Below are 20,056 nucleotides of genomic sequence, written 5' to 3' on the forward strand. Positions count from 1 at the left end.
ACAGGTAAGTGATTCGGGTGAGCGAGCACAGCCAACGCATCTGCAACGTGAAAAACAACGTGTAAAAAAGGGCAGGCCGGTTGGTGCTGCCCTTTTGCTTTTCTCAACGTAAAGAATCTACAGCCATCATGGACAATAAACGTATTCCTCAAGCCGCGTCGCCCCTGGCATCGTGGCTTTCTTATCTGGAAAACCTGCACAGTAAAACCATCGATCTCGGCCTGGAACGCGTAAGTCAGGTGGCGCGCAAACTGGGTGTGTTGAAACCCGCGCCATTTGTTTTTACGGTGGCGGGAACCAACGGGAAAGGCACAACCTGCCGTACGTTGGAATCTGTGCTGACCGCAGCAGGTTATAAAGTTGGCGTTTACAGTTCGCCGCATCTGGTACGCTACACGGAACGCGTACGCGTGCAGGGGCGTGAACTGCCGGAATCAGCGCATACCGCCTCGTTTGCTGAGATTGAAGACGCGCGTGGCGACATTTCCCTGACCTACTTTGAATACGGTACCTTATCGGCGCTCTGGTTGTTTAAACAGGCCCAACTGGATGTCGTCATCCTGGAAGTTGGGTTAGGCGGTCGCCTTGACGCGACCAATATCGTGGATGCCGATGTTGCGGTGGTCACCAGCATTGCGCTTGACCATACTGACTGGCTGGGCCCGGATCGCGAAAGCATTGGTCGTGAGAAGGCGGGAATTTTCCGTGCAGAGAAACCGGCTATCGTCGGTGAACCGGAAATGCCTTACACCATCGCCGATGTTGCGCAAGAGAGCGGGGCGATTTTGCAACGCTGCGGCGTGGACTGGCGCTATGCGGTCACGGAGAACGACTGGTCCTTTACGGACGATCACGGTACGTTGGCGCACCTGCCGTTGCCGCAGGTCCCGCAACCTAACGCCGCGACCGCACTGGCAGCACTGCGCGCAAGCGGGCTTAACGTCAGCGAGCAGGCCATTCGTGACGGTATTGAACAGGCGATTTTACCGGGGCGCTTCCAGATTGTGAGCGAGTCGCCGCGGGTGATTTTTGATGTTGCCCATAACCCGCATGCGGCGGAGTATCTGACCGGCCGTCTGAAAAAATTAGTGAAAAGCGGGCGTGTACTTGCGGTTATCGGTATGCTACATGATAAAGATATTGCCGGTACGTTAGCCTGGTTAAAAAGCGTGGTTGACGCCTGGTACTGTGCGCCCCTGGAAGGGCCGCGTGGTGCTACTGCAGAACAACTGCTGGAGCATCTGGGCAAAGGCTACGCCTATGACAGCGTGGCGCAGGCATGGTCTGCGGCGCTAGCTGAGGCGAAGCCAGAAGATACCGTGTTGGTGTGTGGATCGTTTCACACTGTCGCACATGTCATGGAAGTGATAGACGTGGGGAGAAGCGGTGGCGAGTAAGTTTCAGAATCGATTAGTCGGCACAATTGTGCTGGTCGCGCTGGGGGTGATTGTGCTCCCCGGGCTGCTTGACGGGCAGAAAAAGCATTATCAGGATGAGTTTGCGGCGATCCCGCTGGTGCCGAAACCCGGCGATCGCGATGAACCAGACATGATGCCTGCAGCCACGCAGGCGCTGCCGACGCAGCCACCGGAAGGGGCGGCTGAAGAGGTGCGCGCGGGCGATGCTGCCGCGCCATCGTTGGATCCGTCACGTTTGACGACGGCAAACAGCGCGGAGTTAGATCCTGTCCCCGCGCCTGTAGAACAGCCGAAACCCAAACCGAAGCCGCAGCCGGTTGCCGTCGCTCCGACGCCAGCACCGGCTCCAGCGCCGAAACCGGCCGCGGTGGAACCGCCAGCTCCAACCGGCAAAGCGTACGTTGTACAGCTCGGTGCGCTGAAAAATGCGGATAAGGTCAATGAGATCGTGGGTAAACTTCGTGGCGCGGGCTTCCGGGTATATACTTCCCCGTCAACGCCGGTGCAGGGTAAAATAACCCGTATTCTCGTAGGACCTGACGCCTCCAAAGATAAGCTGAAGAACTCGCTGGGCGAGCTGCAGAAGATCTCCGGTCTGAGTGGCGTAGTGATGGGGTATACCCCTAATTAAGGGATTGCGCTGTTCACGGCGCTGCTCTTAATTCAGGCCGGATAGGGTGTTTTTACCGCTATCCGGCAGTGCCCGAAGAGGCATAAAACGGTATGGCGTTGAAGATTTTTTCAGCGCCATTTTTATTTACGCGTGGAAAGGAAATCCCTACGCAAACGTTTTCTTTTTCTGTTAGAATGCGCCCCGAACAGGACGACAGGGCGTTAAATCGTGGGACACTTATGGTCTGGATTGATTACGCCATTATCGCGGTGATTGGTTTTTCCTGTCTGGTTAGCCTGATCCGTGGCTTTGTTCGTGAAGCATTATCGTTGGTGACTTGGGGTTGTGCTTTCTTTGTCGCCAGCCATTACTACACTTACCTGTCTGTCTGGTTTACGGGCTTTGAAGACGAACTCGTTCGAAATGGGATTGCTATCGCGATACTGTTTATCGCGACACTTATCGTCGGCGCTATCGTTAACTTTGTGATAGGCCAACTGGTAGAGAAAACAGGCCTGTCGGGTACCGACAGGGTGTTGGGGATCTGCTTTGGTGCTCTGCGAGGAGCGCTGATCGTCGCCGCCATACTGTTCTTTCTCGATACCTTTACAGGTCTGTCGAAAAGTGAAGACTGGAGCAAGTCGCAGCTGATCCCGCAGTTCAGTTTCATCATCAGATGGTTCTTTGACTATCTGCAAAGCTCGTCAAGTTTCTTGCCCAAAGTATAAACTTTGGGTTGTTGCTGAACGAGGAAAAGACGTATGTGCGGTATTGTCGGTATCGCCGGTGTTATGCCGGTAAACCAGTCGATTTATGACGCGTTAACGGTGCTCCAGCATCGTGGTCAGGATGCCGCAGGCATCATCACCATTGATGCCAACAACTGCTTCCGCTTGCGTAAAGCAAACGGAATGGTGAGCGATATTTTTGAAGCGCGCCATATGCAGCGTTTGCAGGGCAATATGGGCATCGGTCATGTGCGTTACCCAACGGCTGGCAGCTCCAGCGCCTCCGAAGCTCAACCTTTTTACGTCAACTCACCGTATGGCATCACGCTTGCCCATAATGGCAACCTGACCAATGCGCATGAGCTGCGTAAAAAGCTGTTTGAAGAAAAGCGCCGCCACATCAATACCACTTCAGACTCTGAAATTTTGCTGAATATTTTCGCCAGCGAGCTGGATAACTTCCGCCATTATCCGCTGGAAGCCGATAATATTTTTGCTGCTATTGCGGCAACCAACCGCCAGATCCGCGGCGCCTATGCCTGCGTGGCGATGATTATTGGCCACGGTATGGTTGCCTTCCGCGATCCTAACGGTATCCGTCCGCTGGTACTGGGTAAACGCGATATCGGGGATGGTCGTACCGAGTATATGGTGGCCTCCGAGAGCGTGGCGCTGGATACGCTGGGCTTTGAATTCCTGCGCGATGTGGCACCTGGCGAAGCGGTGTATATCACCGAAAAAGGTCAGCTGTTTACTCGCCAGTGTGCCGATAACCCGGTCAGCAATCCGTGCCTGTTTGAATACGTTTACTTCGCTCGTCCTGACTCCTTTATCGACAAGATTTCCGTCTACAGCGCCCGTGTAAATATGGGTACCAAGCTTGGCGAAAAAATTGCTCGTGAGTGGGAAGATCTGGACATTGACGTGGTGATCCCGATTCCGGAAACCTCCTGCGATATCGCGCTGGAAATTGCCCGTATTCTCGGTAAGCCGTACCGTCAGGGTTTTGTGAAAAACCGCTACGTGGGTCGTACCTTTATCATGCCCGGTCAGCAGCTGCGCCGTAAATCCGTGCGCCGTAAGCTGAACGCCAACCGTGCGGAATTCCGTGATAAAAACGTGCTGCTGGTGGATGACTCCATCGTGCGCGGTACCACCTCGGAACAGATTATCGAGATGGCGCGTGAAGCCGGAGCGAAGAAAGTGTATCTGGCCTCTGCGGCCCCGGAAATTCGCTTCCCGAACGTTTATGGTATCGATATGCCTACGGCGACGGAGCTGATTGCTCATGGTCGCGAAGTGGACGAGATTCGCCAGATAATCGGTGCAGACGGTCTTATCTTCCAGGATCTGAACGATCTGATTGAAGCGGTCCGCGCTGAGAACCCGGATATTCAGCAGTTTGAATGTTCAGTGTTTAACGGTGTGTACGTCACCAAAGACGTCGACCAGCAATATCTCGATTTCCTTGACTCCCTGCGTAATGACGATGCCAAAGCAATTTTGCGTCAGAACGAAGCGGAAAACCTCGAGATGCATAACGAAGGGTAATGTTCTGTTGCAGGTCAGGACACATAGAGTGGACTGACTTGCAACTGCGCATAAAAACCTGCAAAGTCAGCCCTGAAGCAAGTAAGGGCGAAAAAATGAAACGACTCATTGTAGGGATTAGCGGTGCCAGTGGCGCGATTTATGGCGTGCGCCTGCTGCAGGTTTTGCGTGACGTTACTGATGTGGAAACCCATCTGGTGATGAGTGCTGCTGCCCGACAGACGCTGGCGCTGGAAACAGACCTCTCTGTACGCGACGTGCAGGCACTGGCGAATGTAAATCACGATACGCGCGATATCGCCGCCAGTATCTCTTCCGGCTCTTTTCAGACCGCCGGAATGGTAATATTACCTTGTTCAATCAAAACGCTTTCAGGCATCGTCCACAGTTACACCGATGGGCTGCTTACCCGTGCGGCAGACGTGGTGTTGAAAGAACGCCGCCCGCTGGTGCTGTGCGTGCGTGAAACGCCCCTGCATCTGGGGCATCTGCGACTGATGACGCAGGCGGCAGAAATTGGCGCGGTGATTATGCCGCCAGTCCCGGCATTCTATCATCGCCCGCAAACGCTAGATGATGTGATTAATCAAACGGTTAACCGTGTACTCGACCAGTTTGATATCTCCCTTCCACAGGATCTGTTCACCCGCTGGCAAGGGGCGTAAAACCGTTCCATCAGCGTGCAAAGAAACATCCATTGCCCTGTTTCAGGGCAATTTTGTAACCGCGATCATATCCTCAACATTTAATTCATTAAAACTCAACGAAACGCTGCGGTTCAACCGTCAGACCTGCTATCTTCAAAATCAGGACATTATTGCAACGTTTTATTAACATATTTAACGTCGAATATCCTCATCGACGCGAAAATGGCATAAGACCTGCATGAAAAAGTCTGCAAACACACAACACAACGTAAAACATAATAAAATTACGCCACTTGAGGGTTATGTATGAAGAAGACGGTTCTTGCTTTGTCTTTGCTGGTAGGACTCTCCGCCACCGCGGCCAGCTACGCAGCACTTCCGCAGACGGTTCGTATTGGTACAGATACAACGTACGCACCTTTTTCCTCTAAAGATGCCAAAGGCGACTTTGTCGGCTTTGATATCGATCTGGGAAATGAGATGTGTAAGCGCATGCAGATTAAATGTACCTGGGTAGCCAGCGACTTTGACGCGCTGATCCCGTCGCTGAAAGCGAAAAAAATTGATGCCATCATCTCCTCGCTTTCAATCACTGAGAAGCGTCAGCAAGAGATTGCGTTCTCAGACAAACTTTACGCAGCAGACTCACGTCTGATCGCCGCGAAAGATTCCCCAATTCAACCGACTCTTGATTCCCTCAAAGGTAAACATGTTGGCGTACTGCAAGGCTCGACTCAGGAAGCCTATGCTAATGACAACTGGCGCAGCAAAGGCGTAGATGTAGTGGCCTATGCGAACCAGGACCTTATCTATTCTGACCTGACAGCGGGTCGTTTGGACGCGGCGTTGCAGGATGAAGTCGCGGCCAGCGAAGGCTTCCTGAAGCAGCCTGCCGGTAAGGACTACGCTTTTGCTGGTCCGTCGGTGAAAGATAAAAAATACTTTGGTGACGGCACCGGGATTGGCTTGCGCAAAGATGATACAGAGCTGAAAGCTGCTTTCGATAAAGCGCTGGGCGAACTGCGCAAAGACGGCACCTACGACAAAATGGCGAGCAAGTATTTTAACTTCAATGTCTACGGCGATTAATACGCCGCAACGGGGAATGGACTGCACCATTGCGGGTAACCATTACGGTGCATAATAAATTCAGTGCACTGTTTTGGTGCTTTTGTCGCTGTCTTAATAAGCATGAGTGCATACTTAAGCGCTTTTCATGCAAATAAATACCGCCGACAGGGTAGAATGCTTTGCCTTGTCGGCCCGATTAATGGCACGATAACTGCACCTGGTCCTGTAAAGATCCCCTATAAAAGACAGTCTGTTGAGGATAGTTATGAAAAAACTGGTGTTGTCTCTTTCTCTGGTCCTGGCTTTCTCCAGTGCTACCGCAGCATTTGCAGCCATTCCGCAAAAAATTCGTATCGGTACCGATCCTACTTATGCGCCGTTCGAATCGAAAAATGCACAGGGTGAATTAGTCGGTTTTGATATCGATCTGGCTAAAGAGCTGTGCAAACGTATCAATACACAATGTACCTTCGTGGAAAACCCGCTGGACGCGCTTATCCCTTCGTTAAAAGCGAAGAAAATCGATGCGATTATGTCCTCGCTTTCCATCACTGAAAAACGTCAGCAGGAAATCGCCTTTACCGACAAGCTTTATGCAGCCGACTCGCGTCTGGTTGTCGCTAAAGATTCTGCTATTCAACCAACCATTGAGTCGCTGAAAGGTAAACGTGTTGGAGTGCTGCAGGGCACGACTCAGGAAACCTTCGGCAACGAGCACTGGGCGCCAAAAGGCATTGAAATTGTCTCTTATCAGGGGCAAGACAATATCTATTCTGACCTGACTGCCGGGCGTATTGATGCTGCATTCCAGGATGAAGTCGCGGCCAGCGAAGGCTTCCTGAAACAGCCGGTCGGTAAAGATTACAAATTCGGCGGCCCATCTGTAAAAGACGAGAAGTTATTCGGCGTGGGTACCGGTATGGGGCTGCGCAAAGATGATAACGAACTGCGCGAAGCACTGAACAAAGCCTTTGCCGAGATGCGAGCTGACGGTACTTACGAGAAGCTGGCGAAAAAGTACTTCGATTTTGATGTTTATGGCGGTTAATCACCGCAGGTGCTGATAAAGCCCGTAGATTTTTGACGAGTTGAATTTATGCCTGATGGCGCTGCGCGTATCCGGTCTACAGCAATTTTGTAGGCCGGATAAGGCAAAGCCGCCATCCCGCATTTAACAGTTTGTCTGAAATCAAAAGAGGCTTATTACTCCACCACACACGACAGGACAGGCAGCATGTTGTATGGCTTTTCAGGTGTTATTTTACAGGGCGCAATTGTTACGCTGGAGCTGGCACTTAGCTCGGTGGTACTGGCGGTTCTGATAGGCCTTGTCGGCGCGGCAGCAAAGCTGTCGCAAAGCCGGGCGCTGGCGCTTATTTTCGAAGGGTACACAACGCTTATCCGCGGCGTGCCCGATTTGGTCTTAATGCTGCTCATCTTTTACGGATTACAAATCGCGCTGAATACCCTTACCGATGCAATTGGTATCAGCCAGATTGATATCGATCCGATGGTCGCGGGTATTATTACGCTCGGGTTTATCTACGGAGCCTATTTTACCGAAACATTTCGTGGCGCATTTATGGCCGTGCCAAAAGGACATATTGAAGCCGCGACGGCATTCGGTTTTACCAGTTCACAAATATTTCGCCGCATTATGTTCCCGGCGATGATGCGCTATGCCTTACCGGGAATTGGCAACAACTGGCAGGTCATTCTTAAGGCCACTGCGTTGGTATCGTTGCTCGGTCTGGAAGACGTGGTGAAAGCCACTCAGCTTGCCGGAAAAAGTACCTGGGAGCCGTTCTATTTTGCCGTAGTGTGCGGGGTCATCTATCTGGTGTTTACCACTGTTTCTAATGGTGTGCTGCTGTACCTTGAGCGCCGCTATTCCGTGGGTGTGAAGAGGGCTGACCTGTGATTGAGATTATTCAGGAATACTGGAAGTCCCTGCTGTGGACCGACGGATATCGCTACACCGGCGTGGCTATCACCCTGTGGCTTCTGATTTCGTCGGTGGTGATGGGCGGGATACTGGCGCTGTTTTTGGCAATTGGTCGTGTTTCCAGTAATAAATTTATCCAGTTTCCCATCTGGCTGTTCACCTATATTTTTCGTGGGACGCCGCTGTACGTCCAGTTGCTGGTGTTTTATTCCGGGATGTATACGCTGGAGATAGTCAAAGGCACGGACTTCCTCAACGCGTTTTTCCGCAGTGGGCTAAATTGCACCGTGCTGGCGCTGACGCTGAATACCTGCGCCTATACCACGGAGATTTTCGCCGGGGCTATTCGTTCCGTACCCCATGGTGAGATTGAAGCCGCGCGCGCTTACGGTTTCTCGTCGTTTAAACTGTATCGCTGCATTATTTTGCCTTCCGCGCTACGTATTGCGCTGCCGGCTTACAGCAATGAAGTTATTTTAATGCTGCACTCCACGGCGCTGGCATTTACCGCAACGGTGCCTGATTTGTTGAAAATCGCCCGCGATATCAACTCGGCAACGTATCAGCCGTTTACCGCCTTCGGTATTGCCGCTGTTCTGTATTTGATTATTTCGTATGTCCTGATCAGTCTGTTCCGCAAAGCGGAAAAACGCTGGTTGCAGCATGTATCCTCTAAATGATTCGAGTAACACGATGTCTGAAAATAAATTAAACGTTATCGATTTACATAAGCACTACGGCGAACATGAAGTGCTGAAAGGGGTATCGCTGCGGGCCAATGCGAGTGATGTTATCAGTATTATTGGCTCGTCAGGTTCCGGTAAAAGTACCTTCCTGCGCTGCATTAACTTTCTCGAGAAACCGAGCGCCGGGTCGATTGTCGTCAGTGGTCAGAACATTGGTCTGGTACGCGACAAAGACGGCCAGCTTAAGGTTGCAGACAAAAATCAGCTGCGCTTGCTGCGCACGCGACTGACGATGGTCTTTCAGCACTTTAATCTGTGGAGCCACATGACGGTGCTGGAAAACGTGATGGAAGCGCCGATCCAAGTGTTGGGGCTGAGCAAGCAGGAAGCTCGCGAACGTGCGGTGAAGTATCTGGCGAAAGTGGGTATTGATGAGCGCGCTCAGGGCAAATATCCGGTGCATCTGTCCGGTGGTCAGCAGCAGCGTGTCTCCATTGCTCGTGCGCTGGCGATGGAACCGGAAGTGTTACTGTTTGATGAACCCACGTCGGCGCTTGACCCGGAGCTGGTGGGCGAAGTGCTGCGCATTATGCAACAACTGGCCGAAGAGGGAAAAACCATGGTGGTCGTGACCCACGAAATGGGGTTTGCCCGTCATGTCTCCACGCACGTGATTTTCCTGCATCAGGGAAAGATTGAAGAAGAGGGCGATCCGGAACAGGTATTTGGTAATCCGCAAAGTCCGCGTTTGCAGCAGTTCCTCAAAGGTTCGTTGAAGTAAGTCACCTGCCCGGAGGCGCTACGCTTTCCGGGCCTGGTATTTTAGCGCGTCGCACTCCAGACGATAAACCCAGTCGTCGTAGGCGATACCATCAATCTCATACGCCTTTTCCAGTACCTGCGTACGCACGAACCCCGTTTTTTCCAGAATCCGTATTGAGCCCTTATTATCCGCCAGTGCGTAAGCATTTATCGCCGTGACCGCCGCGTGCTCGAAGGCGTACTGGCACACCGCGCGTACGGCTTCGCTGGCAATACCTTTCCCCTGCGCCTGTGGCAAGATGGCGTAGCCGAGGTCGGCTTCATGCGGGTAGAGATGGCTGATTTGCAGACCAATATCGCCGAGCGGCGTCGGGTTGTTGTGCTCGCGGATGACAAAAGTGTGCTGTGCGGCAAGGCGTCTGGCGAATAACAGACGCGTATCTTTCACCGGGGCGATGTTGCCCATATAGCGCATGACTTCAGGACATTCACGTAGTTTCTGGAAAAATGACCAGTCAGAAAACTGAAACAAAGAGAGGGTAAGTCGGGGAGTCGAAATTATCGCCATAACGTCGCCATTGCAGAAATCTGGCCTATAACCTTACCACCACAACGGCGACCGTGAATAGCGCTTAGGGGTTATCGGATGACATCCGCCAGCGCTTCTTCTAAATCGTACCAGCGAAACGCGAAACCGGACGCTTCCAGGCGTTTTGGCAACGCTCGCTGACCGCCGAGAACCAGCACTGAAGATTCGCCCATCAGCAACCGCATTGCGGTGGCGGGAACGCGCAGAATGGCAGGACGGTTCAGGGCGTGGCCCAGCGCGTGGGCAAACTGCTCATTGTGCACCGGGTACGGTGAAACCATATTGAAGGGACCGCGCAGATCGTTATCCAGCAGCCAGAGAATTCCGTTGACCATATCATCAATATGGATCCAGGCCATATACTGGCGTCCGTTGCCAATTGGTCCGCCTAAGCCAAGACGAAACGGCGGAACCATTTTCGCCAGAATGCCGCCAGCAGAGGCCAGTACCACGCCGGTGCGCAGCATACACACGCGGGTTTTATCGCTTTGCGCGGTGCTGGCAATTTGCTCCCAGCGGGCGCACAGCTTATGGGTAAATTCGTTATGCGGCGGCTCTTCTTCTGTGACCACCACTTCGCCTAAATCGCCGTAGTAACCGGTAGCGGAACCGGAGATTAGCACTGCGGGCGGTGTCTCGCTGGCATTGATTAAATCGACCAGCTTCTGCGTGATGACCCAGCGGCTCTGACACAGGCGTTCCTTTTGCTGGGCACTCCAGCGCTTGTCCGCAATCGGCTCTCCGGCAAGGTTAATGACGGCATCAATGTCATTGAGATTTTGCCGCTCTTCCAGCCCTTTGGACAGCGTAACCCGGGAGTCGAGAATCTGACGCGCCTTATCTGGAGAACGGGTCACTACGGTTATCTGATGCCCCAGTTCCAGCAAGCGGGGGATCAGATGACGTCCAATCAGGCCAGTACCGCCGGTAATCAGAATCTGCATGTCGCCTCCCGGGTTATGTTTTAGCGCTGCCAGCTCAGCGTCATAGAGACTGAGTCGGCGTAACGTAATGCGTGAAGTTTATCTATCTCTACTTGAGCATAAGTGACCCAGTGATGTTCGCGTGCGATATCGAGCACATCTTGAGTTAATTTTTCTAACAATGAGAAGCGGTTACCCTCCACGTGGGCAATGATGCTCTTGGTGATAGTGCGATAATTCAGCGCGTCGTTGATATCTTCACTGGTACGGGCTTTGTCTGCCGGATAGTGAATGGCAATGTTGATGACGATATCCTGGCGGTTAAGGATCTCCTCTTCTTTAATGCCGATAAAAGTGCGCAGACGAAGGTTTTTTATACGAATAATTGCGTCAGGTTGTGACATTGCAGGTTTCCTCCATGTATGAACCTTTGCATGATACACGAGAACCGAATCGCGTCACCGCTTCTCACTTTGTGCTTGTTGCATGGCGCGTTCCGTTGCGGGACGCGTACGGATGCGTTCATGCCAGTTATTGACCGCCGGGTAGTTGTCGAGGTCGATGCGCTGACGCTGATGGGCGTGGATCCACGGCCAGCAGGCAATGTCGGCAATGCTGTAGTGATCGCCTCCCAGCCAGGGGGACGTTTCCAGACGTTTATTCATCACGTTGTACAGGCGCTGGGTTTCAACCTGGTATCTTTCAATGGCGTAGGGAATCGTTTGTGGGGCGTAGTGGCTAAAATGATGATTCTGACCGAGCATGGGTCCGAGGCCGCTGACCTGCCAGAACAACCACTGCAGCGTAGTGTGGCGTTCACGTAACTCACCGCTCAGCAGCTTACCGCTCTTTTCCGCCAGATAGAGTAAAATTTCTCCGGACTCAAACAGGCTGATGGGCTTTCCGCCGTCTACCGGGGCACTGTCGATAATGGCCGGGATTTTATTGTTTGGTGAGATTTGCAGAAAATCAGGGTGAAACTGGCTACCTTTGCTGATATCGACATGAATCAGACGGTATTGCAGCTGCGCCTCTTCAAGAAACAGCGTGATTTTGTGACCGTTTGGCGATGGAGTGTAATAGAGATCGATCATTTTCAGCGTCCGTTTTGTCATGAACCGGGTCATAACAAGTATAGAGCCTGTTGGCGTGCGTGAGTTTTCATCAAGTGACAGTGAGAGAAAGACTCTATATTTTGAAGGCAAGCCAATACATTTCAGAGGACATTATGAGCAAATCTGCAATTACGCTGTGGTCAGATGCCAATTTTTTCTCCCCTTACGTGCTGTCTGTTTATGTCGCTCTGCAAGAGAAAGGACTGCCTTTTACGCTGAAAACCGTTGATCTCAACAGCGGCGAACACTTGCAACCTTCATGGCAAGGGTATGCGTTAACGCGGCGCGTACCGGTGCTTGAAATCGACGGTTTCGAGCTGAGCGAATCATCAGCGATTACTGAGTTCCTGGAAGAGAGTTTTGCGCCGCCGCAGTGGGAGCGTATCTACCCACACGATGTGCAAAAGCGCGCGCGGGCGCGCCAGGTTCAGGCGTGGATCCGCAGCGATCTGATGCCTATCCGTGAAGAACGCTCAACGGACGTGGTTTTTGCTGGCGTGAAAAAAGGTCCGTTAAGCGAAGCGGGAAAAGTCAGTGCGGAGAAATTGTTCGCCACTGCGAGCCATTTATTGAGCAACGGGAAGCAGAATTTATTTGGCGAATGGTGTATTGCCGACTGCGATTTAGCGCTAATGCTGAATCGTCTGGTCCTTAACGGCGATGAGGTTCCCGAAGCGCTTGCAGAATATGCCGCCTTCCAGTGGCAGCGCGCTTCAGTCCAGCGTTTTATCGCGCTTTCAGCGAAGCGTTCCTGCTGAAAAACGGGGCGTAATCCAGTATCATTACAAGGTACTTTTCAACGAGGAGTGAGTGATGAAACTGATGTTCGCATCGGACATTCATGGTTCGTTGCCAGCCACGGAACGCGTACTTGAACGGTTTGCCGCAAGCGGTGCGCAATGGCTGGTGATATTGGGTGATGTTTTAAACCACGGACCGCGTAATGCGCTCCCGGAAGGCTATGCGCCTGCGCAGGTTGCTGAGCGGTTGAATGCGCTGGCAGCGCGGATTATCGCGGTGCGTGGCAATTGTGACAGCGAAGTGGATCAGATGCTCCTGCATTTTCCGATGACCGCGCCGTGGCAGCAAATTCTGACAGAAAACCAGCGACTCTTTTTGACGCACGGGCATCTTTTTGGCCCGCAAAATATGCCGGCGCTCAACGTGGGAGATGTGCTGGTTTATGGGCATACACATTTGCCCGTCGCTGAGCGTCAAGGGGATGTTTACCACTTCAATCCCGGCTCGGTAAGCATCCCGAAAGGGGGCTTTGCGGCAAGTTACGGGATTCTGGATGATAATGTTCTCAGCGTAATGGCACTCAATGATCAAAGTGTTATTGCACAGGTCGAGATTAATCCGTAATTTACCCCACAAACATAAACGCGCCGTAAGAGCGCAAGAAAAAAGAAGGTTTCCTGATGGTGGAACAGCGTCGTTTGGCAAGTACGGAATGGGTGGATATTGTGAATGAAGACAACGAAGTCATTGCACAATCCAGCCGGGAACAAATGCGGGCGCAACGCTTACGCCATCGTGCAACGTATATCGTCGTGCATGATGGTATGGGCAAAATTCTGGTTCAGCGTCGTACTGAGACAAAAGATTTTTTGCCCGGCATGCTGGATGCCACCGCTGGCGGTGTTGTGCAGGCTGACGAGCAACTACTGGATTCAGCGCGCCGTGAAGCGGAAGAGGAACTGGGGATTGCGGGCGTGCCGTTTGCCGAGCATGGGCAGTTTTATTTTGAAGACCAGAACTGTCGCGTATGGGGCGGGCTGTTTAGCTGTGTTTCCCACGGACCGTTTGCGCTTCAGGAAGAAGAGGTTAGTGAAGTTTGCTGGCTGACGCCGGAAGAAATTACCGCGCGCTGCGACGAATTTACGCCGGACTCACTGAAAGCCCTGGCGCTGTGGATGACCCGCAACGCTAAGAATGAAGGGGCGAAAGCCGAAAAGCAGGAAGAGGCTGAGTAAAATCTGCTCATCCGGCCTACAGCGTCGAGAAATCGTGTAGGCCGGGCAATCGTTTTTTAATGGTAACCCATTATCTGCGCGCCAATTACCACCACGCTGGACATAATAAACAGCAGCCCCAACAGCGTGGCGCCTACCTTCAGCCAGTTACGAAAATCCACCCGACACACGCCTAACGTTGCCATCAGCGATGCCGATGTAGGATAGATAATATGACTGAATCCGTCGCCAAACTGGAAGGCCAGTACGGTGACCTGACGGTTTACGCCAACCAGATCGCCTAAGGGTGCTAATAACGGCATGGTCAATGCAGCCTGACCAGAGCCGGAAGTAACGAAGAAATTAAACACCGCCTGGAACAGCAGCATAAACCACGCCGCGATGGCGTTATCCAGCCCGCTGATGCCGTTGGCAATGCTGTGCAGCAGCGTGTTCAACACGCTGGCTTCCCCCGCTTCTCCATTACCGACCAGCAGTAATATGCCCTTGGCAAAACCGACCAGCAGGGCAGGGGCAATCATCATTCGTGCGCCTTCAGTGAATGAGGAGGCCATGATGTTGACCGTCATGCCGTTGAGACGAAAGACCACGCCAATGATGCCAATTACCAGGCCCATGGTGAAGAACTGACTGGCGATCTCAGGAATAAACCACGCGTTGACGATCACGCCCCAGACAACCCAAATCATTACCGCAGTCAGCACCAGCAGCACCAGCCAGTCGCCCAGCGTGAAGCGTCGTTCCACAACGTCGTCCTGCTGTTCGCGAAAGAAACGGTCGGATTCATGTACCCGGGACAAAAGCGGATTCTTTTTGATGCGTGCCGCATAGGCCAGCGTGAAGGTCAGACCTATCAGGGTCGCAACCACCCACACAATGATACGCAGACCGGAACCAGAGAGCACCGGCACGCCCGCAATCCCCTGCGCGACGACCACGCAGAACGGGTTCATCCATGAGCTGGCGAATCCAATTTGAGTCGCAATATAGGTGACCAGAACGGTGGTGATACTGTCGTAACCTAACCGTACCATTAACGGTGCGATAATAATGGCAAAGGCGACTGCCTCTTCCCCCATGCCAAACACCGCGCCGCCTAATGAGAAGAGAACAAACAGCACCGGGATAAACAGGACTTCGTTTCCTCGCGTATGGCGGATGAGCGCCAGGATGCCGTTATCGATGGTTCCGGTACGCATAACGATGCCGAATGCGCCGCCAATCACCAGCATAAACATAATAATGCCGACAGCAGTGCCGAATTTAGAGCCGGAGGTTAACCCTTCAAACGGAAAATTCATCAGGCCCGGGCGCTCATCACCGGTGGTGAAAAACTGCACCCGGTGATACTGCTCTTCGCCCGCGTCGTTGGTCAGAATTCGAAAAGAGTGGGGGTCGACCACCTTACGGGTTTTGGTTTGTCCATCAACCTGATACTGCACTTCCTGACTGTCGAACATCCCGACGGGAACAACCCATGTCGCCAGACTGGTTAAAATGGCAACGAAAAAAATAATCACCAACGTATCGGGCATCGCCCATTTTTTAGCTGGCTGTGTTTCTGTTACTGCTGACATGAAAGACTATCCCTGTTGCAATGCAAAAGAGGATAAGTATGCAAACAGGAGAATAGTTATTCATTGATGCAGCGCATCCTGGCAAATGTTTCAGAATATGCCAACGGGAAAAACAGGTATAAAAAAACCGGAAATATAAGCTATTTCCGGTTTAATAAGCAGAAGTGTTGCCGGATAAGACATCCGGCAGACTTGACAGATTACTGCTGCTGTTGGGAAGACTGGATCGCGGTCAGAGCGATGGTGTAGACGATGTCGTCAACCAGCGCGCCACGAGACAGGTCATTCACAGGCTTGCGCATACCCTGCAGCATTGGCCCGATGGAGATCAGGTCGGCAGAACGCTGTACCGCTTTGTAGGTGGTGTTACCGGTGTTCAGATCCGGGAAGATGAACACGGTAGCGCGACCTGCAACCGGTGAGTTCGGCGCTTTGGATTTTGCTACGTCAGCCATAACGGCGGCGTCATACTGCAGCGGACCGTCGATCATCAGGTCAGGACGTTTTTCCTGCGCCAGACGCGTGGCTTCACGAACTTTTTCTACGTCGCTACCTGCACCAGAAGTACCGGTGGAGTAGGAGAGCATTGCTACGCGCGGTTCGATACCGAAGGCAATGGCGGATTCAGCGGACTGAATCGCGATTTCTGCCAGTTGCTCTGCAGTCGGATCCGGGTTGATCGCGCAGTCGCCGTATACGTAAACCTGATCCGGCAGCAGCATGAAGAACACGGAAGACACCAGGGAACTACCCGGTGCAGTTTTGATCAGCTGCAGCGGCGGACGGATGGTGTTCGCGGTGGTATGAACTGCACCAGAAACCAGACCGTCAACGTCGTCCTGTTCCAGCATCAGGGTACCGAGAACCACGTTGTCTTCCAGCTGTTCGCGGGCAACGGTTTCGGTCATACCTTTGTTTTTACGCAGTTCGACCAGGCGAGCAACGTAGCTTTCGCGAACTACATCTGGATCAACGATTTCTACGCCAGCGCCCAGCTCAACGCCCTGAGAGGCCGCAACGCGGGTGATCTCATCCGGGTTGCCCAGCAGTACGCAGGTTGCGATACCGCGTTCAGCACAGATAGCCGCCGCTTTAACGGTACGCGGCTCGTCACCTTCCGGCAGAACAACGCGCTTGCCGGCTTTACGTGCCAGCTCGGTCAGCTGATAACGGAACGCTGGCGGAGACAGACGACGGCTGCGCTCAGAGGTCGCGGTCAGGGATTCAATCCAGTCAGCGTTGATGTAGTTAGCAACGTATTCCTGAACTTTCTCAATACGTTCGTGATCGTCAACCGGAACTTCCAGGTTGAAGCTCTGCAGGCTCAGAGAGGTCTGCCAGGTGTTGGTGTTCACCATGAATACCGGCAGCCCGGTTTCAAATGCACGTTCGCACAGTTTAGTGATACGCGCGTCCATTTCGTAGCCGCCAGTCAGCAGCAGGGCACCGATTTCCACGCCGTTCATGGCTGCCAGGCATGCTGCAACCAGCACGTCAGGACGATCGGCGGAAGTCACCAGCAGAGAACCGGCACGGAAGTGCTCCAGCATGTGCGGAATGCTGCGTGCGCAGAAAGTCACAGACTTCACGCGACGGGTATTGATATCACCTTCGTTAACGATAGTGGCGTTCAGATGACGCGCCATATCGATTGCACGCGTTGCGATCAGATCGAAGCTCCATGGCACCGCGCCCAGAACCGGCAGCGGGCTGGATTCTTGCAGTTTAGCCGGATCAACTTTGATCACTTTCGCTTTGGAAGAGTCGTCGAAAATCTCGGACAGATCCGGGCGAGTACGGCCCTGCTCATCAACCGGTGCGTTCAGTTTGTTAACGATTACGCCGGTGATGTTGGTGTTTTTCGCGCCGCCGAAGCTGCTGCGAGTCAGTTCAATACGCTCGTTCAGCTGTTCCGGGGTATCGGTACCCTGAGACATTACGAAGACGATTTCTGCGTTCAGCGTTTTCGCGATTTCGTAGTTCAGAGACTGCGCGAACTGATGTTTACGGGTTGGGACCAGGCCTTCAACCAGTACAACTTCAGCGTCTTTAGTGTTCGCGTGGTAGTTCGCGATGATCTCTTCCATCAGCACATCTTTCTGATTGCTGGACAACAGAGATTCAACGTGGCTCATCTTCAGCGGCTCAGCGGCTGGCAGAGAAGAGTTAGCACGGACGATGCTGGTAGTCTGGTCTGGCGCATCGCCACCGGCACGCGGTTGAGAGATCGGCTTGAAGACGCTCAGACGAACGCCTTTGCGTTCCATTGCGCGGATCACGCCAAGGCTGACGCTGGTCAGACCGACGCTGGTTCCGGTAGGGATCAGCATAATAATACGGGACACGGTTAATCCTCTTTCGTTACCGTCGATGTAGACGGGTTACAAAACAGCACCGCCAGCTAGGCTGGCGGTGTGAAATCAGGCAGTCAGACGGCTCGCGTCTTGCGCGATAACCAGTTCTTCGTTGGTTGGGATAACCACCGCAGGACGGGTACCTTCTTTGTTGATGAAACCAGATTTGCCGAAACGTGCGGCCAGGTTACGTTCGTGGTCAACTTCAAAGCCCAGAACGCCCAGTTTGCCCAGAGACAGTTCACGAACCATCGCTGCGTTTTCACCGATACCACCGGTGAAGACAACTGCATCCAGACGACCATCCATCAGCGCAGTGTAAGAACCGATGTATTTCGCCAGACGGTGACAGTAAACGTCCATTGCACGTTTAGCGTCTTCTTTAGTCGCGTAGTTATCTTCAACATAACGGCAGTCGCTGGTGACTTCGGTCAGACCCAGCAGGCCGGACTCTTTGGTCAGCATTTTGTTGATCTGATCAACGCTCATGCCCAGGGTGTCGTGCAGGTGGAAGATGATCGCCGGGTCGATGTCACCGGAACGCGTACCCATCACCAGACCTTCCAGCGGGGTCAGACCCATGGAGGTATCAACACATTTACCGTTACGGATAGCAGAAACAGAACCGCCGTTGCCCAGGTGGCAAGTGATGATGTTCAGCTCATCAACCGGTTTGTTCAGAATTTTTGCCGCTTCCTGAGTTACGAAGAAGTGGCTGGTACCGTGCGCGCCGTAACGACGAACACCGTGTTCTTTGTACAGGCTGTATGGCAGAGCATAGAGGTAAGACTCTTCCGGCATGGTCTGATGGAACGCGGTGTCGAACACAGCCACGTTTTTGTCTTTCAGATTCGGGAAGGATTTCAGCGCTTCTGCGATACCGATCAGGTGTGCAGGGTTATGCAGCGGTGCAAAAGAGGCTGCGTCTTTGATACCCTGAATAACAGAATCGTCGATAACCACAGAGCCGGTGTATTTCTCGCCGCCGTGAACAACACGGTGACCAATCGCAGTCAGCTGAGCAGACAGTTCTGGTTTTTGTGCCAGAATAGTATTAACGATAAAATTCAGCGCTTCACTGTGAGCGGCGCCTGCACCTAAAGCCGCTTCTTGTTTACCGCCGTCCATTTTCCACTTGATACGTGCTTCTGGGAGATGGAAACATTCGGCTAAACCAGAGAGGTATTCTTCACCGTTTACTGCATCGATGATGGCAAATTTCAGTGAGGAGCTACCGCAGTTCAGAACCAGTACTAACTTACTCGACATGGAAGTACCTATTTATGATACGTGGCTAAAAAAACGTCAGGAAGTCATAGAGCGTAGCGCATGATGACACCGACGTTTATGATTAACATCATGCGCCATAGTCTTTTTGGGCACGATGGAATAAATACCTTTGAGTCTATGTCATTTTGCGTATTTTTCAGCCAATGGCATACTATGTGTCAATTTGACGACTCAATGATTTTGGACTAAAGGCCTTACAGGCCGGCACAGGATACCTGAATGTGGGTATTAAAGACAAAATGTTTTGAACGATGTCCTTTGTAGTTGTTGTTTTGCACAAATTTTTTAATTTTTATATGTGAAGTTGAGGTAACCGCCATGTCGACACCGGATAATCGTTCCGTCAATTTTTTTAGCTTGTTTCGCCGGGGGCAGCACTATGCGAAGACGTGGCCAATGGAAAAGCGCCTCGCGCCAGTGTTTGTAGAGAACCGCGTGATCCGCATGACGCGTTACGCGATCCGTTTTATGCCGCCTATCGCCGTCTTCACCTTATGCTGGCAAATTGCGTTAGGGGGGCAGTTGGGACCGGCCGTGGCGACTGCGCTGTTTGCCCTCAGCCTGCCGATGCAGGGCATGTGGTGGCTGGGTAAACGTTCTGTAACGCCGTTGCCGCCTTCAATACTCAACTGGTTCTACGAAGTTCGGGGTAAATTGCAAGAAGCCGGGCAGGCGCTCACTCCGGTAGAAGGAAAGCCTGATTATCAGGCGCTGGCTGACACGCTTAAGCGCGCCTTCAAACAACTGGATAAAACTTTCCTCGATGATTTGTAATTGACCCCTGATTACGCATATAAAAGAAGGCACAAGA

At 52.5% G+C, this 20,056-nt stretch carries 21 protein-coding genes; 14 read left to right on the forward strand and 7 right to left on the reverse strand.

The features are described 5' to 3' along the window. Nucleotides 1-128 precede the first annotated feature (128 nt). The 10 genes from folC to hisP all read left to right on the forward strand — a co-directional run bounded on the left by folC (nt 129) and on the right by hisP (nt 9,440). Complete coding sequence (gene folC, locus HVZ52_RS07020; protein WP_047500877.1) at nt 129-1,397, forward strand: bifunctional tetrahydrofolate synthase/dihydrofolate synthase; 1,269 nt, start codon at nt 129-131, stop codon at nt 1,395-1,397. Then, nucleotides 1,387-2,049, forward strand: coding sequence for a cell division protein DedD (dedD, locus tag HVZ52_RS07025; protein ID WP_016153857.1), 663 nt, complete (start codon nt 1,387-1,389; stop codon nt 2,047-2,049). The genes folC and dedD overlap by 11 nt, the downstream gene beginning before the upstream one ends. A 221-nt stretch (nt 2,050-2,270) precedes the next feature. Beyond that, a complete protein-coding gene (gene cvpA / locus HVZ52_RS07030; RefSeq protein WP_005129678.1) occupies nt 2,271-2,759 on the forward strand; it encodes a colicin V production protein in 489 nt (162 codons plus the stop codon). Between the two features lie 33 nt (nt 2,760-2,792). Beyond that, a complete protein-coding gene (gene purF, locus HVZ52_RS07035) occupies nt 2,793-4,310 on the forward strand; it encodes an amidophosphoribosyltransferase (protein WP_005129677.1) in 1,518 nt (505 codons plus the stop codon). A 95-nt stretch (nt 4,311-4,405) separates the two neighbouring features. Beyond that, the gene (locus HVZ52_RS07040) at nt 4,406-4,975 is read left to right on the forward strand and encodes a UbiX family flavin prenyltransferase (RefSeq protein WP_019077299.1); all 570 of its coding nucleotides are present in this window, start codon (nt 4,406-4,408) and stop codon (nt 4,973-4,975) included. 288 nt (nt 4,976-5,263) lie between these two features. Further along, nucleotides 5,264-6,046 carry a lysine/arginine/ornithine ABC transporter substrate-binding protein ArgT gene (argT, locus tag HVZ52_RS07045; protein WP_101700096.1) on the forward strand — a complete coding sequence of 261 codons (783 nt, stop codon included), beginning with the start codon at nt 5,264-5,266 and terminating at the stop codon, nt 6,044-6,046. 247 nt (nt 6,047-6,293) lie between these two features. Further along, nucleotides 6,294-7,076 carry a histidine ABC transporter substrate-binding protein HisJ gene (hisJ, locus tag HVZ52_RS07050; RefSeq protein WP_003028120.1) on the forward strand — a complete coding sequence of 261 codons (783 nt, stop codon included), beginning with the start codon at nt 6,294-6,296 and terminating at the stop codon, nt 7,074-7,076. Nucleotides 7,077-7,262: 186 nt separating this feature from the next. Further along, nucleotides 7,263-7,949, forward strand: coding sequence for a histidine ABC transporter permease HisQ (locus HVZ52_RS07055; RefSeq protein WP_016153853.1), 687 nt, complete (start codon nt 7,263-7,265; stop codon nt 7,947-7,949). Then, nucleotides 7,946-8,653: a histidine ABC transporter permease HisM gene (gene hisM, locus HVZ52_RS07060; protein WP_003028116.1), complete on the forward strand. Its 708-nt coding sequence runs from the start codon at nt 7,946-7,948 to the stop codon at nt 8,651-8,653. The genes HVZ52_RS07055 and hisM overlap by 4 nt, the downstream gene beginning before the upstream one ends. Nucleotides 8,654-8,666: 13 nt before the next feature. Continuing rightward, nucleotides 8,667-9,440 carry a histidine ABC transporter ATP-binding protein HisP gene (gene hisP, locus HVZ52_RS07065; RefSeq protein WP_181599048.1) on the forward strand — a complete coding sequence of 258 codons (774 nt, stop codon included), beginning with the start codon at nt 8,667-8,669 and terminating at the stop codon, nt 9,438-9,440. A gap of 18 nt (nt 9,441-9,458) precedes the next feature. Here hisP and HVZ52_RS07070 read toward each other — a convergent pair whose 3' ends face one another. The 4 genes from HVZ52_RS07070 to yfcG all read right to left on the reverse strand — a co-directional run bounded on the left by HVZ52_RS07070 (nt 9,459) and on the right by yfcG (nt 12,027). Then, nucleotides 9,459-9,989 carry a GNAT family N-acetyltransferase gene (locus HVZ52_RS07070; protein ID WP_181599049.1) on the reverse strand — a complete coding sequence of 177 codons (531 nt, stop codon included), beginning with the start codon at nt 9,987-9,989 and terminating at the stop codon, nt 9,459-9,461. A gap of 71 nt (nt 9,990-10,060) precedes the next feature. Further along, complete coding sequence (locus tag HVZ52_RS07075; RefSeq protein ID WP_016153850.1) at nt 10,061-10,954, reverse strand: TIGR01777 family oxidoreductase; 894 nt, start codon at nt 10,952-10,954, stop codon at nt 10,061-10,063. Nucleotides 10,955-10,974: 20 nt separating this feature from the next. Next, the gene (gene folX / locus HVZ52_RS07080) at nt 10,975-11,337 is read right to left on the reverse strand and encodes a dihydroneopterin triphosphate 2'-epimerase (RefSeq protein WP_016153849.1); all 363 of its coding nucleotides are present in this window, start codon (nt 11,335-11,337) and stop codon (nt 10,975-10,977) included. A gap of 54 nt (nt 11,338-11,391) precedes the next feature. Then, nucleotides 11,392-12,027 carry a GSH-dependent disulfide bond oxidoreductase gene (gene yfcG, locus HVZ52_RS07085; protein WP_016153848.1) on the reverse strand — a complete coding sequence of 212 codons (636 nt, stop codon included), beginning with the start codon at nt 12,025-12,027 and terminating at the stop codon, nt 11,392-11,394. Between the two features lie 134 nt (nt 12,028-12,161). On the opposite strand from yfcG, the gene yfcF reads away from it, so the two are divergent. From yfcF to yfcD, 3 genes are read left to right on the forward strand one after another with little or no spacing between them, the layout of a single operon-like run. Next, a complete protein-coding gene (gene yfcF / locus HVZ52_RS07090; protein ID WP_046275573.1) occupies nt 12,162-12,806 on the forward strand; it encodes a glutathione transferase in 645 nt (214 codons plus the stop codon). A 55-nt stretch (nt 12,807-12,861) separates the two neighbouring features. Then, entirely contained in the window at nt 12,862-13,413 is a 552-nt protein-coding gene (yfcE, locus tag HVZ52_RS07095; RefSeq protein WP_016153846.1) for a phosphodiesterase, read from the forward strand. 56 nt (nt 13,414-13,469) lie between these two features. Continuing rightward, entirely contained in the window at nt 13,470-14,024 is a 555-nt protein-coding gene (yfcD, locus tag HVZ52_RS07100) for an NUDIX hydrolase YfcD (protein WP_006683645.1), read from the forward strand. A gap of 56 nt (nt 14,025-14,080) precedes the next feature. Here the strand turns inward: yfcD and yfcC are convergent, their stop codons facing one another. The 3 genes from yfcC to ackA all read right to left on the reverse strand — a co-directional run bounded on the left by yfcC (nt 14,081) and on the right by ackA (nt 19,224). Next, nucleotides 14,081-15,601, reverse strand: a complete 1,521-nt coding sequence (yfcC, locus tag HVZ52_RS07105; RefSeq protein WP_016157044.1) for a putative basic amino acid antiporter YfcC — start codon at nt 15,599-15,601, stop codon at nt 14,081-14,083. A 200-nt stretch (nt 15,602-15,801) separates the two neighbouring features. Next, nucleotides 15,802-17,946: a phosphate acetyltransferase gene (pta, locus tag HVZ52_RS07110; RefSeq protein WP_016153844.1), complete on the reverse strand. Its 2,145-nt coding sequence runs from the start codon at nt 17,944-17,946 to the stop codon at nt 15,802-15,804. 75 nt (nt 17,947-18,021) lie between these two features. Further along, entirely contained in the window at nt 18,022-19,224 is a 1,203-nt protein-coding gene (gene ackA, locus HVZ52_RS07115; protein WP_016153843.1) for an acetate kinase, read from the reverse strand. Between the two features lie 339 nt (nt 19,225-19,563). Here ackA and yfbV point away from each other — a divergent pair, with 339 nt between their 5' ends. Then, on the forward strand, nt 19,564-20,019 hold the full coding sequence (yfbV, locus tag HVZ52_RS07120; RefSeq protein ID WP_016153842.1) for a terminus macrodomain insulation protein YfbV: 456 nt from the start codon (nt 19,564-19,566) through the stop codon (nt 20,017-20,019). The last annotated feature ends 37 nt before the right edge of the window (nt 20,020-20,056 follow it).

It is taken from the genome of Citrobacter sp. RHB36-C18, assembly GCF_013814485.1.
Lineage (GTDB): Bacteria > Pseudomonadota > Gammaproteobacteria > Enterobacterales > Enterobacteriaceae > Citrobacter > Citrobacter braakii.

Bases quoted from the DNA above. Each gene is read 5' to 3' on its own strand.
- folC (WP_047500877.1), top strand. From the start codon at position 129: ATGGACAATAAACGTATTCCTCAAGCCGCGTCGCCCCTGGCATCGTGG.
- cvpA (WP_005129678.1), top strand. From the start codon at position 2,271: ATGGTCTGGATTGATTACGCCATTATCGCGGTGATTGGTTTTTCCTGT.
- purF (WP_005129677.1), top strand. From the start codon at position 2,793: ATGTGCGGTATTGTCGGTATCGCCGGTGTTATGCCGGTAAACCAGTCG.
- HVZ52_RS07040 (WP_019077299.1), top strand. From the start codon at position 4,406: ATGAAACGACTCATTGTAGGGATTAGCGGTGCCAGTGGCGCGATTTAT.
- argT (WP_101700096.1), top strand. From the start codon at position 5,264: ATGAAGAAGACGGTTCTTGCTTTGTCTTTGCTGGTAGGACTCTCCGCC.
- hisJ (WP_003028120.1), top strand. From the start codon at position 6,294: ATGAAAAAACTGGTGTTGTCTCTTTCTCTGGTCCTGGCTTTCTCCAGT.
- HVZ52_RS07055 (WP_016153853.1), top strand. From the start codon at position 7,263: ATGTTGTATGGCTTTTCAGGTGTTATTTTACAGGGCGCAATTGTTACG.
- hisP (WP_181599048.1), top strand. From the start codon at position 8,667: ATGTCTGAAAATAAATTAAACGTTATCGATTTACATAAGCACTACGGC.
- HVZ52_RS07070 (WP_181599049.1), bottom strand. From the start codon at position 9,989: ATGGCGATAATTTCGACTCCCCGACTTACCCTCTCTTTGTTTCAGTTT.
- HVZ52_RS07075 (WP_016153850.1), bottom strand. From the start codon at position 10,954: ATGCAGATTCTGATTACCGGCGGTACTGGCCTGATTGGACGTCATCTG.
- folX (WP_016153849.1), bottom strand. From the start codon at position 11,337: ATGTCACAACCTGACGCAATTATTCGTATAAAAAACCTTCGTCTGCGC.
- yfcG (WP_016153848.1), bottom strand. From the start codon at position 12,027: ATGATCGATCTCTATTACACTCCATCGCCAAACGGTCACAAAATCACG.
- yfcF (WP_046275573.1), top strand. From the start codon at position 12,162: ATGAGCAAATCTGCAATTACGCTGTGGTCAGATGCCAATTTTTTCTCC.
- yfcE (WP_016153846.1), top strand. From the start codon at position 12,862: ATGAAACTGATGTTCGCATCGGACATTCATGGTTCGTTGCCAGCCACG.
- yfcD (WP_006683645.1), top strand. From the start codon at position 13,470: ATGGTGGAACAGCGTCGTTTGGCAAGTACGGAATGGGTGGATATTGTG.
- yfcC (WP_016157044.1), bottom strand. From the start codon at position 15,601: ATGTCAGCAGTAACAGAAACACAGCCAGCTAAAAAATGGGCGATGCCC.
- ackA (WP_016153843.1), bottom strand. From the start codon at position 19,224: ATGTCGAGTAAGTTAGTACTGGTTCTGAACTGCGGTAGCTCCTCACTG.
- yfbV (WP_016153842.1), top strand. From the start codon at position 19,564: ATGTCGACACCGGATAATCGTTCCGTCAATTTTTTTAGCTTGTTTCGC.